Genomic DNA, 13,311 nt, shown 5'->3' on the forward strand with positions numbered 1-13,311 from the left:
ACCATTTGCCTTTTTTATTTTTGTCATTCACTAAAAGCGTAAACCATTTCTACTTTTACCGCCATATTATCCAATCCAATTGAATACCTGAAGGGAGTGGGCCCGCAGAAGGGTGAACTGCTCCGCAAAGAAATCAAGGTATATACCTTTGGAGACCTGCTCCAGTATTTTCCCTTCCGGTATGTAGATCGCACCAAGATCGACAAAATTGCTTCCCTGAGCGGGTATGAAGATTTTGTGCAGATTCGTGGAAAGATTATCAATATGGTGGTGATGGGAGAGAACAGGTCGAAAAGGCTGGTAGCCACTTTCCGCGATGAAACGGGTACCATCGACCTGGTATGGTTCCAGGGCTGGCAATGGATGCAGAAATCGCTGCGGGAAAATGTGGCCTACCTGGTATATGGCCGTATCTCCGTATTCAATGGCGTTACCCAGCTGGCACATCCTGAGATGGACCTGCTCACAGAGGAAATTGCTACCGGTAAACAATTTCTCGAACCGGTATATTATACCACCGAAAAGCTGAAAGCCCGCGGACTAACGGCGAAGGCTATAGGAAAGCTCACTAAAAACTTGCTGGAACAGCTATCGCCGCTCGAAATCCGGGAAAATATTCCTTTGGATGTATTGCAGCAGTACCGGTTGATGCCCAGGTCCCTGGCATATTTCAAAATACATTTCCCGGCCAATGAAGACGAAGCGCGCCTGGCGCAAAGGCGACTGAAATTTGAAGAATTATTCATTGCACAGATACGTATCTGCCGGCTGAAATTGAAGCGGCACAAGCAATCACAGGGATATGTATTTGGAGCCGTAGGCGATTCATTTAATGAATTCTACAACCAGCATCTGCCTTTTTCTTTAACCGGCGCACAAAAAAGGGTATTAAGGGAAATCAGGACCGACACCATGCATGGGCGACAAATGAACCGCCTGCTGCAGGGTGATGTAGGCAGCGGCAAAACCATGGTAGCTTTGCTTACCATGCTGCTCGCTAAAGACAACGGTTTCCAGGCTTGTTTGATGGCACCTACAGAAATCCTTTCCCAGCAACATTTCAAGGGCATCGCGGAATTACTGGAACGCATGGACGTAAACGTTGCCCTGCTGACTGGCAGCATCAAAGGAAAAGCCCGGAAAAAAATACTGGAGGGCGCACTCGATGGCAGCATCGACATACTGGTGGGAACACATGCCCTGCTGGAAAAAGAAGTACAGTTTAAAAACCTGGGAATGGCCATTGTGGATGAACAACATCGCTTTGGGGTGGCACAACGGGCACGCCTATGGGAAAAAAATCATATACCGCCGCACATCCTCGTCATGACGGCAACGCCTATCCCAAGAACACTGGCGATGACTATTTACGGCGACCTTGATGTGTCTGTAATTGATGAAATGCCTCCCGGACGTAAACCCATTACCACCGTGCATCGTACGGAGTATCAACGGCCGCAGGTCATGGATTTTATCAGAACAGAAATAAAGAAAGGCAGGCAGGCATACATTGTATACCCCCTGATTGAAGACTCGGAAAAACTGGACTATGAAAACCTGATGAAAGGGTATGAAGAAGTAAAAGCCTTTTTCCCCGAACCGCAGTTTTATATCAGTATGGTACATGGCCGACAGCCGGCAGACCAGCGCCAGACCAACATGCAGCGCTTTGTTACCGGCGATACACATATCATGGTGGCCACCACGGTGATTGAAGTGGGAGTGAACGTACCCAACGCTTCTGTAATGGTGATTGAAAGCACAGAACGCTTTGGCCTGTCACAGTTGCACCAGCTGAGAGGACGGGTAGGGCGTGGCGCTGAACAATCGTTCTGCATACTCATGACCGGCAATAAACTCAGCCAGGACTCCAAAGAACGTATCAACGTGATGGTACAAACCAACGATGGGTTCATTATTTCCGAAAAAGACATGGAACTCAGGGGGCCCGGCGATATTGAAGGAACCCGGCAAAGCGGGGTGCTCGACTTTAAACTGGCCGATATTGTAGCCGATAAACCTATCCTGGATGCTGCCCGGGCCAGCGCGGAGAAAATACTGTCCGAAGACACCGATTTGCTGTTGCCTGAAAATCAGGCATTAAAAGATTTTTTAGCCGCCCAGCGAAGTAAATCCGCATGGAGTAAAATTTCCTGAGTATTTTAACGTTTATTAATTGATGAAGCGTTAGCAAAAAGCTGCTGAAGTAGTAAGTCACTTGTATCCCGTTTAACCTGTTTTTCTTCGTTTTCAACACTTTCTGCTTTCCAGGACCGTAACAATTTGAGTGGCTTCTGCGTTTATAGTATTATATTGGTTTTTAACTATAAAATAAATCTGATCCCGTTGAAATTTACCTTCCCGACCGGCCTTATTGGATGGATGATATTCTGCTTGCTTCCCGGAGGAATTGCTCTGGCGCAGCAACGGCCTGTGAATTTTACTCCCCTGGATTTCAAAGAAAACAAAGGACAATGGAACCCGGATGTTATTTATAAAACTGAGTTTGATGGCGCTTCCGTCTTTCTCAGGAAAACCGGATTTACGTTCCTGATGTATAACCCGGATGATATGTGGGCGCTGGATGAAGCAGTACATGGACATTCCCACCGGGCCGATTCTATCAAGTACATTCATCGTAACGATTTCAGTAATAAATCCAATGCTTCCACCAATACACCCGACACCCACCCGCCGGGAGATAACGGGGGCGAAAAGCCACCTCCAAGGCCTGGAAGCTTCCCCGATGTAAGAGGACATGCCTATAACATCACTTTCCTGAATGCCAACCCTAATCCGGAAATGGTGCCGGAAAAACAACAGGATGTGGTAAGCAATTATTTTATCGGGAACGATCGCAGTAAATGGGCCGCCGGGGTTAAAGCATTCCAGGGTATTCACTATAATTCCCTGTATCCCGGTATCGATGCACATATTTACTCAGAAGGCTCCCAGCTGAAATACGACCTGATCATTCATCCCGGCGCTAACCCGGACAAGATTCAGTTGCAGTACGATGGCCCAACCGGTATGGAAATAAAAAAAGGACAACTGTATGTGCATACCTCCGTTGGAGATGTGATAGAACAGTTGCCTTTTGCGTACCAATATGTTAACAATGAACGTATAACCGTAAAGGTAGCCTATAAGCTGAATGGCAATAAACTGGGATTCAAGATTTCAGGTGACTATAACCCAGCCTACCCGCTTGTGATAGACCCGATTTATGTTTTCTCCACCGTATCCGGCTCCCGGGCCGATAACTGGGGCTTTACCGCTACTTACGATGATGCCGGTAATTTTTACGGAGGAGGTATTGTGTTTGGCGCTGGTTATCCTACCACACCCGGCGTAGTGCAGAGCGTTTTTATTGGCCCTGGTGGACAAACAGGTTTTGATATTGGTATTTCCAAATTCAATCCCACCGGGAACAAATTGATTTATGCCACCTACCTGGGTGGAAATGGAGCCGACCAGCCTCACAGCTTGTTTGTGGATAAGGATGGTAACCTGGTGGTAGCCGGTAGAACCACTTCCCGCGACTATCCCAGCGATAAGGTGAAAGGTCCCGGAGGTGGATGGGATATTGTAGTTACTAAATTGAATGCCGACGCCACCAAGATAATAGGATCGCTGGTGATTGGCGGTACCGGCCAGGACGGCGTAAATATCAGCGATGTGCGTTCCGGCGGCGCCCGCGTACTGTTACGTAACTATGGCGATGATGCCCGCAGTGAAGTAGTGATAGATGACGCAGGATATATTTACATGACCAGCTGTACCCGTTCTTCCGACTTTCCTATAGTGGGCAACGTGCTCCAAACAACCTTTGGTGGTGGGCAGGACGCTGTAGTCATGAAAATAAATCCACTCTGCCAGGACCTGGTATGGTCTACCTACCTGGGAGGATCTAAAGAAGATGCAGGCTATGTGATAGCGTTAAACGGTATGAATACCCTGTATGTAGCTGGCGGAACCGCCAGCAGCGATTTCCCGATTAAAGGAAACACCAAATATACGGCGTATCGTGGCGGTGTATGTGATGGCTTTATCGCCCATATTACCAACGACGGACAGTCCATCCTGCAAAGCACCTTCCTTGGATCTGATGATCCTTCCGCTGACCAGATCTATGGTATTCAGCTCGATAAGAAGGGGTTTGTATACGTAATGGGCACTACCGAAGGAGCCTGGCCTGTTAAACTGCTGGCCAGCACGTACTACAATGGCAACGGATTACAGTTTATTTCCAAGCTGAAAGCAGATTTATCTGATTTCATATATTCTACTACGTTTGGTAAAAGCAGAACGCTGGTATCTTCTCCCAATATTTCCCCTACTGCTTTCCTGGTAGACCGGTGTGAGAATGTATATGTGTCGGGCTGGGGAGGAGGAATTAACCAGGGCGATGGCTATCCCAATTCTACTACCTTCGGTATGTACGTAAGCCCGGACGCATTACAGCGCAGTACAGATGGAATGGACTTCTATTTCTTCGTATTGCAGCGCGATGGCGTTGCCCCCCTGTATGGCAGTTATTTTGGCGGAAATGGTTTATACGAACACGTAGATGGAGGCACCAGCCGGTTCGACAGAAACGGGATTATCTACCAGGGTATTTGTGCCTGGTGCGAAGTGAGTCAGTCGGGTTTTAAACCGGCATATCCTACCACGCCAGGCGCCTATTCCAGCACGCCTCCGCGTGGGTGTAACTTTGGCGCGCTTAAAATAGCATTTAACCTGGATGGTGTGAAAGTAGGCGCCAAAACGCTCGATCGCCGTAAAAACTATTGTGCACCAGAAGAAATTACATTTGTAGATACGACCGGTCGCCCGGGCAAAAGCTATGAATGGTCTTTTGGCGATGGTTCCCCGCTGCTGACCGGCGGTCCGGAGCTGGATACCGTAAAACACCTGTTTAGCAAGGTTGGTTCTTATCGCGTCAGGGTAGTAAAGTTCGATCCCAGCAGCTGTAACGGATCCGATACTGCTTACATCGATGTAAAGCTGGGAAATAATGAAGCCAAGTTTGACCTGGTGGCTAAACGCGAGCAACCCTGCGACCAGTTAAAATACTCTTTTACCAATCCGCTTCCTCCTCCTGCCTCCGGCCCATACAGGGATAGCTCATTTATACTGGATTTTGGTGATGGGAGTCCGTTACAATACACCGGTATGATGACGCCGGTGATGCACTTTTATAAAGCCGCAGGCATATACAACGCCAGCCTAACGTTGGTGGATACCAACTTCTGTAATGCGCCACAAACCGTTACGCGGCCATTGCGTGTAGCCATTAACGTGGTAGCTGCTTTTACTATGCCGGATACTATTTGCCAGGGTGTTACCATGCAAATGGATAATACCACCCTCGGTGGAGAATCATTCCTGTGGACCTTCAGCGATGATGGTAAAACATCCACAGATCCTTATCCATTACATACGTTTAATATTCCCGGTAATGTTGATGTTAAACTGGTGGTAGAAGATCCCAACACCTGTAATAAAAAAGACAGTATCACAAAATCTGTGATGGTGGTACCGCCGCCTACAGCAGGTTTCACTTTTACACCAGTAACGCCGGTTGAAAATACACCATTGCAGTTCACCAATACTTCCAAAGATGCGATACACTATCTCTGGAATTTTGGAGATGGAGATACCACTTCGGTAGCAGCGCCTTCGCACCAGTATTTAAGAACAGGTAATTATAACGTGTGCCTGACAGCTATCAATTCGGCCGGTTGTGCCGCTACTATCTGTAAAGAGGTAAGCGCTATTGTAGTGCCGTTGTTCGATGTGCCCAATGCCTTTGCGCCGAATGGAAAGAACAATATTTTTTATGTAAAAGCTTTTGGAGCGACCAAATTCAATCTTAAAATATTTAATCGCTGGGGTCAATTGGTATTTGAAAGTTCAGATCCCCGTATCGGCTGGGATGGCCGGTTTAAGGGGAATCTTCAGCCAATGGACGCTTATGCCTATATTGTAAACCTCGAGTTTACAGACGGCACCAAAGGTAGCAGATCCGGAAGTGTAACCTTGTTAAGATGATGAGCCATGAATCAGATCGTTAAATTATCAACATGTCTGGCGCTATTATTAACTGTTGCAGTGAGCGGCTTTTCACAAGACCTCCACTTTTCGCAGTTTTTTAATTCACCGCTGACAACCAACCCTGCCAATACAGGCTTTATTCCTGATGGGAATTACCGTATTGGTATTAATTACCGCGATCAGTGGGCCACCATTCCTGTACCGTATAAAACGATGTCTGCTTATGGCGATTTTCAGCTATTCCGCGACAGGCTGGAATATGGCTGGTTGGGCCTGGGCGGCGTAGTGCTGAGGGATGTTGCCGGAGCCGGTAATCTTACTTCTACCAAAGCATATGCATCTATTGCCTATCATCAGTTACTGGGACAAAGCAGCTTGTTGTCGTTGGGATTTAATGCCGGTTCCGCAGGCAAAAGAGTAGATATCAGTAAGCTGACGTTTGGCGATCAGTGGAATGGTAAGTTCTTCGACTCACAGATACCTACCGGTGAACCAATTACCCAAAGCAGTATTAATTATTTCGACTTGCAGGCGGGGATGAACTATGCATATTTCCCTACTGACAATATTTATATCAACGCCGGTTTTTCCGTTCAACATATCAACACTCCCCGCGAAACGTTCTTTGATGGCAACAACAAAGTACCCCGACGCTACATCGGCTTTCTGAACGCCAGCATTAAGATGAGTGATAAAGTGATTATCAACCCTGCGGCCTACTATTCCACACAGGCAGGCGCCCGTGAAATTATGTTGGGAGGAAATGCTGCATATAACTTATCAGGCGATGGTGTACAACAGCTGTTTGGCGGTATCTACTACCGCGCAAACGATGCTGCTATTTTCCTGGTAGGATACCAGATTAATGCGCTGAAGCTGATGTTTAACTACGATATCAATACTTCTGGACTATCTGCTGCTACCAACCGCCGGGGAGCCTATGAAATAGGTATTGTATATACCGGTTTGTATACCAACCGCACCTTTTCCAACGCAAGGCGATCCACCATTTGCCCCTCATTTTAACAAGACCCATATTACCACCTAACCGGCATTATGATTACTTTTGTTTTATGACAACGTTTAATAAGGTAACTGCCGCCCATATTGCGGCATTACGCGAAATAGCCGGAGTGCAATACGTATTGGCCGACGAGGAAAGTATGAGCCGTTATGCACAGGATGAAACCGAAGACCTGCATTACCTGCCGGAAGTGGTAGTAAAGCCGGATACGACCGAACAGGTGAGCCGGATTATGCAGTTATGTAATGAGGCATTACTGCCGGTAACGCCCCGTGGTGGCGGTACAGGTCTCAGTGGTGGCGCCCTGGCCCAGTACGGCGGCGTGCTCATCTCCATGGAGCGCTTTAACCGCATCCAGCTGATAGATGAAAGAAATCTCCAGGTAATCACCGAACCAGGCGTTATTACGGAAGAATTGCAGAACGCCGTAAAGGAAAAGGGATTGTTTTATCCCCCTGATCCCAGTAGCCGGGGAACCTGTTTTATAGGCGGTAACATTGCCGAAAATTCAGGAGGGCCAAAAGCTGTTAAATACGGCGTGGTAAAGGATTATGTCTTAAACCTGGAAATGGTATTGCCCAATGGGGATATCATCTGGACCGGCGCCAATGTCTTGAAAAATGCCACAGGCTATAATCTTACCCAACTGGTGGTAGGCAGTGAAGGTACCCTTGGTATTGTTACCAAAATCGTGTTGCGGTTGATCCCGTTGCCTAAAAATGATTTGTTGATGCTGGTGCCTTTCCGTTCCGCAGAAAGCGCCTGTGCTGCTGTGAGCGCCATTTTCCGGGCAGGATTTACACCCTCTGCCATGGAATTTATGGAAAGGGATGCTTTGGATTGGGTCACAAAATATGTGCAAAGTAACGCGGTAAGGATTGACGACGATATCCAGGCCCATTTGCTGATTGAGGTAGATGGTAACTACCCTGAAGTATTGATGCAGGAAATGGAGGGCATTGCCGGTGTAGTGGAAGGTTTTGATATCGGGGAAATCCTGTTTGCAGAAGATTCTCAGCAAAAGGATGAACTCTGGAAGTTACGTCGCCGGGTGGCGGAAGCCGTGAAAGCCAATTCTATCTACAAGGAAGAAGATACGGTAGTACCCCGGGCCGAATTACCGGTGCTATTGAAAGGTGTAAAGGAAATAGGGAACCGGTACGGATTCCATTCTGTTTGCTACGGCCATGCCGGTGATGGCAACCTGCATGTAAACATTATCAGGGGCGAGCTCACAGAAGAACAATGGAATGGTACCCTCAAGGAAGGTATACGTGAAATTTTTGAGCTGGTGAAACAACTGGGCGGTACTATCTCCGGAGAGCATGGTATTGGGTTGGTACAGAAAAATTATATGGATATCATCTTCGATCAGACTTCCATGCACCTCATGAAACAAATAAAGCAGATATTTGACCCGAATAATATATTGAACCGGGGTAAAATTTTTGATTGTTAAACCTTTTTACCGGCAGATAGTTTAACCTGCTGGCAAATACCAAACTTAATACATCCGAACATGAAACGATTACTGATATGTTTTTTTCTGCTGGCTGCCGGGCAGCTGGTGCATGCGCAGTATTATAAAACGGATACCATGACCCATAAGGGATTCGACCCTTCCCGCCTGGTGTTGGGAGGTTCACTGGGAATGGTGTTTGGAGATTATACCAATGTGGACGTGTCCCCCCTGGTAGGTTATCGTTTTTCGGATTATATAGCAGCAGGTATCAACGTGAATGCACAGTACGGGCAATACCGCTCCCGTGATATCTATTCTAATACCACCTATTCCCGTGATAAGTATACTATTTTCGGAGGCGGTATATGGGGGCGTGTATATCCTTTACCTATGGTGTTTGTGCATATACAGCCAGAGTATAATTTTATTACCCAGTCTACCACTGTGTATGCTAATGATGGCAGCAACATGAAACAGACTTATAAAACCAACTACAGTGTGCCCAGTTTGCTGGTAGGCGCCGGTTATACCCAGAGTGTAGGTGGCAGGGTAGGCATCGGCATCTCTATATTATATGATGTGATACAGGATGCCCGTTCGCCTTATCGCAGTAACCTGATATACCGGGTGGGAGCAGGTTTAGGGTTTTAAGCAACTATTTTTTAGAGAGATATATTACAAGAAGCCGGATCATCTGATAAAAAAGATGGTCCGGCTTCTTGTTTTGCATCATGCTGCTGTTATGACAGGCTGGGGTAACCCTGGTGATCAGCAGGTATATTATCCGCATGTTAAATGTTTATAAATGCTAAACTTTATTTTACATAGAGATTATCTTTGCGCCATAATAAATCAGGAAAGATGGGAATACAATTAGTTGTTTTTGACATTGCAGGCACCACCCTGCAAGATGAATCCAATGTGGCCAAGGTATTGCAGCATACCCTGCAACTGGCAGGTGTAACAGTAACACTGGAAGAAATAAACGAAGTGATGGGATATGCCAAACCATATGCTATTCGCTGTTTGCTGCAATTACGCCAGGATGGCCGGCATAGCAACGAGGCCTTCATTCATGAATTGCATGACCGTTTTGTGGCTGATATGAAATCACATTATGCCACTCATCCCACTGTACGTGAAAAAGATGGTGTATCCGCTGTATTTGCGGCTTTGAAGGCCCGTGGCATCAAAGTGGCGCTGGATACGGGCTTTGACCGTGACATCACCAATGTAATCCTGGAAAGAGTAGGCTGGCAGCAGCAAGGATTAATTGACGCGGTAGCTACGAGTGATGAAGTACCTTTTGGCCGCCCTTATCCATATATGATTTACCGTATCATGGAAGAACTGGAAATCCGCAGTATTCAGTCGGTAGCTAAAACCGGCGATACCACTTCCGACCTGGAAGAAGGTACCAACGCAGGTTGCCGCTATGTGATTGGCGTTACCACCGGGGCTTACAGCCGGGAAGAACTGGAAAAAGGGCCTCATACTCACCTGGTAGCTTCCCTGGATGAATTGCTTTCAATTTTTTAATCGTTATATACTTTTCATATCATGCAACAACAGGCAGATGTAGCGGTAATAGGCGCTGGTATTGTAGGTTTGGCCATGTCTTATCATCTGGCATCCCAGGGGAAAAAAGTAGTTTTATTTGAACGTAACAGTAAAGCCATCAGTGCTTCTATCCGCAACTTCGGATTGGTATGGCCTATCGGTCAAACTGCCGGTAAAATGTATGACCGTGCTATGCGCAGCCGCGCTACCTGGAAGGAGCTGGCAGCCGCTACAGGATTACAATGCCAGGAAACAGGTTCGCTGCACCTCGTGTACGAACAGGATGAACTGGCCGTGCTGGAAGAGTTTGCACAGGCGGCGCCGGGAAATGGTTATCTGTGTGAACTACTCACCCCTGCCCAGGTAGGAAAATATACCAGTGCGATCAAAACAGCAGGACTAAAAGGCGCATTATGGAGTCCTACCGAAATGACGGTAAATCCACGCCAGGCCAGTGCTGCCATTGCGAAGCATCTGGAAGACAAAATGAAGGTAACCATACGTTTTGGTACCGCCGTAAACGGTATTAGTATGCCTTATATTGAAACAAGGAATGAAAAATGGAAAGTGGATAAAGTGTTTGTGTGTAGCGGGGCGGATTTCGAAACCCTGTACCCGGCTGCATTTGCGGAGGCACCCCTGAAGAAGTGCAAATTGCAGATGATGCGCACTATTCCTCAACCCGGCAACTGGCAACTGGGTCCCGCTTTATGTGCCGGTTTAACACTGGGTCACTATGCCTCCTTTGAAAGCTGCAAAGCCCTGCAACCACTGAAACAACGCTACGCGCAGGAAATGCCGGATTACGTAAAGTGGGGTATTCACCTGTTGGTTTCTCAAAACGGGGACGGGGAATTAACCATTGGTGATTCTCATGAATATGGTCCGGATTTCGAACCATTTGATAAAGCGTTTATCAATGACCTGATCCTGAAGTATATGCATACCTTCCTGGAAGCACCGGCTTACACGATCCAGGAACAATGGCATGGCATTTATCCAAAACTCACCAATGGACAAACAGACCTGGTGTTTTCTCCGGAGAAAAATGTCGCGATCGTCAATGGCCTGGGTGGTGCAGGGATGACCTTATCCTTTGGCCTGGCGCAGGAAGTAACCGGCCGTTTATAATTTTTCCCGCAGAGACGCAAAGAAGCAGCGCAGCAGAGAATTTCAGCGTAAGATTGAAACGGATTTCTAAGTCGGCAAAACCTTTGCTGGCTTAGAAATTCGCTTCAATCCTTCCTCTTTGCTGCGCTGCTTCTTTGCGTCTCTGCGGGAAATGACCTTTGTGTAATCTGGATAAATTTAAATTAGGTTATTGCTCAAATAATTAATAAATTAAATGCAGATTAAGCGTTATGAGAACACCTGTTGAATAAAACGATAGTAGCATTCGAAAAATTTTCAACAATATTTATTTCAATTGCCAGCATTAGCAACGTTTCTGCAGCAATGTTTCAAACATTGCTGCACGTTCATAACGTGTTAAATGTAAAGCGGGTTTCTTTATAGTTACCTGCTTTTTTGTTTCTAATGAGATGACAGTAACCTAATTATTGTATAAATTACACCACCCGCGTATATGCCGGGAAAGTGTTTATTGGCTCAAAATTAGTCATCGTATGAACAGTAGTATAAAGAATCTTAAAGAGAGAGACTGGACGGAAACAAGAGCGCATTCCAGCTGGCAGATTTTCAAAATTATGGCGGAGTTTGTAGAGGGGTTTGAGAAGCTGGCAAAAATAGGCCCCTGTATATCCGTATTTGGCTCGGCACGTACGAAGCCGGGTAACCGTTATTACGACCTGGCCCAGGAGATAGCTTCCAAGCTGGCCGATGAAGGTTTTGGAATTATCACGGGTGGAGGCCCCGGCGTAATGGAAGCCGCCAACAAAGGCGCCCAGGTAGCCCATGGAAAATCTGTAGGCGCCAATATCACATTACCACATGAACAAGAGGCCAACCCTTATATAGATCGGGAAAACGCCCTGAATTTCGACTACTTCTTTGTACGTAAAGTCATGTTTACCAAGTATTCCCAGGGCTTTGTAATGATGCCCGGTGGCTTCGGTACCATGGACGAATTCTTTGAGGTGGCAACTCTTATCCAGACCAAGAAAATGGAGGAAACCCCTATGGTGCTCGTAGGACGAGAATACTGGAGTGGTTTGCTCGAGTGGATCCGCAATGTAATGATGGAAAAAGAAAGTAACATCAATCCCCAGGATCTGGACCTCCTGCAGTTATTCGACACCGCCGATGAAGTGGTGGAATATTTCCGGGTTTTCTATACTACCAATAAGCTGCGGCCTAATTTCTAGCAAAAAAGAGAAAGCAAAAAGCTATTGCTGCGAAGAAAGATAGCAGACAGAGGAGTGCTTATGAACATTATGTAGTGTGAGAATAAAATCACCGTGAATAACGTTTATGAGTATATGTCGGTCATGCTATTTCAGGGATATATCCCATTCATTCGCGGTAAAAGCTTTTTGCTTTCTGCTTTCCACTTTCTGCTTTTTCCTTAGCTTTGCAGAAATTTTAATATATGGAGCTCATACCAGCGGCAGTAGAGGCTTATTCAGAAAAGTATACCAGCCCGGAAAGTGAAGTGATGTATAAACTGAATAGGGAAACGCACCTGAAAGTAGAGTTGCCACATATGTTGAGCGGACAAGTACAGGGGCAGTTCCTGCGGATGGTGAGTTATATGGTTCGTCCCCGCCGCATCCTGGAATTGGGTACTTACACGGGATATTCCGCTATCTGCCTGTCGGCAGGTCTTACCCCAGACGGTATCTTACATACCGTAGATGTGAATGAAGAGCTGGAAACCCTTTGCCAGAAGTATTTTGAGGCAAGTGGGAATGCGCATAAAATTAAAATGCACATAGGCAAGGCTGCTGAGATCATCGAACAACTGGACGAAGTTTTTGACCTGGTGTTTATCGATGCCGATAAAGCCGGATATGAGCAATATTATGACCTGGTATGGGAAAAGCTGCGCCCTGGCGGTTTTATCCTGGCAGATAACGTGTTGTATCATGGACAGGTATTGTTGCCTGAAAGTGAACGGGGCCGCCAGGCAAAGGCAATGGTTGATTTTTGTGAAAAAGTGCTGGCAGATGACCGCGCCGAACAGGTACTCCTGACCATCCGCGATGGAGTATTAATGATCAGGAAGAAATAAAACGCCCATTAAATCCGA

At 46.6% G+C, this 13,311-nt stretch carries 9 protein-coding genes; all 9 read left to right on the forward strand.

Annotated elements, in window-relative coordinates; genetic code table 11:
• Positions 1-63: 63 nt before the first annotated feature.
• The 9 genes from recG to FHW36_RS07490 all read left to right on the forward strand — a co-directional run bounded on the left by recG (position 64) and on the right by FHW36_RS07490 (position 13,293).
• Positions 64-2,157 carry an ATP-dependent DNA helicase RecG gene (gene recG, locus FHW36_RS07450; RefSeq protein WP_222429028.1) on the forward strand — a complete coding sequence of 698 codons (2,094 nt, stop codon included), beginning with the start codon at positions 64-66 and terminating at the stop codon, positions 2,155-2,157.
• A 189-nt stretch (positions 2,158-2,346) separates the two neighbouring features.
• Positions 2,347-6,054: a DUF7948 domain-containing protein gene (locus FHW36_RS07455; RefSeq protein ID WP_145664770.1), complete on the forward strand. Its 3,708-nt coding sequence runs from the start codon at positions 2,347-2,349 to the stop codon at positions 6,052-6,054.
• Between the two features lie 6 nt (positions 6,055-6,060).
• Positions 6,061-7,083 (forward strand): PorP/SprF family type IX secretion system membrane protein, encoded by a 1,023-nt coding sequence (locus FHW36_RS07460; protein WP_145664773.1) that lies wholly within the window; start codon positions 6,061-6,063, stop codon positions 7,081-7,083.
• Positions 7,084-7,130: 47 nt separating this feature from the next.
• Positions 7,131-8,540, forward strand: coding sequence for an FAD-binding oxidoreductase (locus FHW36_RS07465; protein WP_145664776.1), 1,410 nt, complete (start codon positions 7,131-7,133; stop codon positions 8,538-8,540).
• A 60-nt stretch (positions 8,541-8,600) separates the two neighbouring features.
• Positions 8,601-9,194 (forward strand): hypothetical protein, encoded by a 594-nt coding sequence (locus FHW36_RS07470; RefSeq protein WP_145664779.1) that lies wholly within the window; start codon positions 8,601-8,603, stop codon positions 9,192-9,194.
• Between the two features lie 210 nt (positions 9,195-9,404).
• Entirely contained in the window at positions 9,405-10,082 is a 678-nt protein-coding gene (locus tag FHW36_RS07475; protein ID WP_145664782.1) for a phosphonatase-like hydrolase, read from the forward strand.
• 21 nt (positions 10,083-10,103) lie between these two features.
• Positions 10,104-11,234 (forward strand): TIGR03364 family FAD-dependent oxidoreductase, encoded by a 1,131-nt coding sequence (locus FHW36_RS07480; RefSeq protein ID WP_145664785.1) that lies wholly within the window; start codon positions 10,104-10,106, stop codon positions 11,232-11,234.
• Between the two features lie 494 nt (positions 11,235-11,728).
• Positions 11,729-12,427: an LOG family protein gene (locus tag FHW36_RS07485; protein WP_145664787.1), complete on the forward strand. Its 699-nt coding sequence runs from the start codon at positions 11,729-11,731 to the stop codon at positions 12,425-12,427.
• Between the two features lie 224 nt (positions 12,428-12,651).
• Positions 12,652-13,293 (forward strand): O-methyltransferase, encoded by a 642-nt coding sequence (locus tag FHW36_RS07490; RefSeq protein WP_145664790.1) that lies wholly within the window; start codon positions 12,652-12,654, stop codon positions 13,291-13,293.
• Positions 13,294-13,311: the final 18 nt, after the last annotated feature.

The organism is Chitinophaga polysaccharea, assembly GCF_007829335.1.
GTDB classification, from domain to species: Bacteria; Bacteroidota; Bacteroidia; order Chitinophagales; family Chitinophagaceae; genus Chitinophaga; species Chitinophaga polysaccharea_B.

Bases quoted from the DNA above. Each gene is read 5' to 3' on its own strand.
- FHW36_RS07475 (WP_145664782.1), top strand. From the start codon at position 9,405: ATGGGAATACAATTAGTTGTTTTTGACATTGCAGGCACCACCCTGCAA.
- FHW36_RS07490 (WP_145664790.1), top strand. From the start codon at position 12,652: ATGGAGCTCATACCAGCGGCAGTAGAGGCTTATTCAGAAAAGTATACC.
- FHW36_RS07460 (WP_145664773.1), top strand. From the start codon at position 6,061: ATGAATCAGATCGTTAAATTATCAACATGTCTGGCGCTATTATTAACT.
- FHW36_RS07470 (WP_145664779.1), top strand. From the start codon at position 8,601: ATGAAACGATTACTGATATGTTTTTTTCTGCTGGCTGCCGGGCAGCTG.
- FHW36_RS07465 (WP_145664776.1), top strand. From the start codon at position 7,131: ATGACAACGTTTAATAAGGTAACTGCCGCCCATATTGCGGCATTACGC.
- FHW36_RS07485 (WP_145664787.1), top strand. From the start codon at position 11,729: ATGAACAGTAGTATAAAGAATCTTAAAGAGAGAGACTGGACGGAAACA.
- FHW36_RS07480 (WP_145664785.1), top strand. From the start codon at position 10,104: ATGCAACAACAGGCAGATGTAGCGGTAATAGGCGCTGGTATTGTAGGT.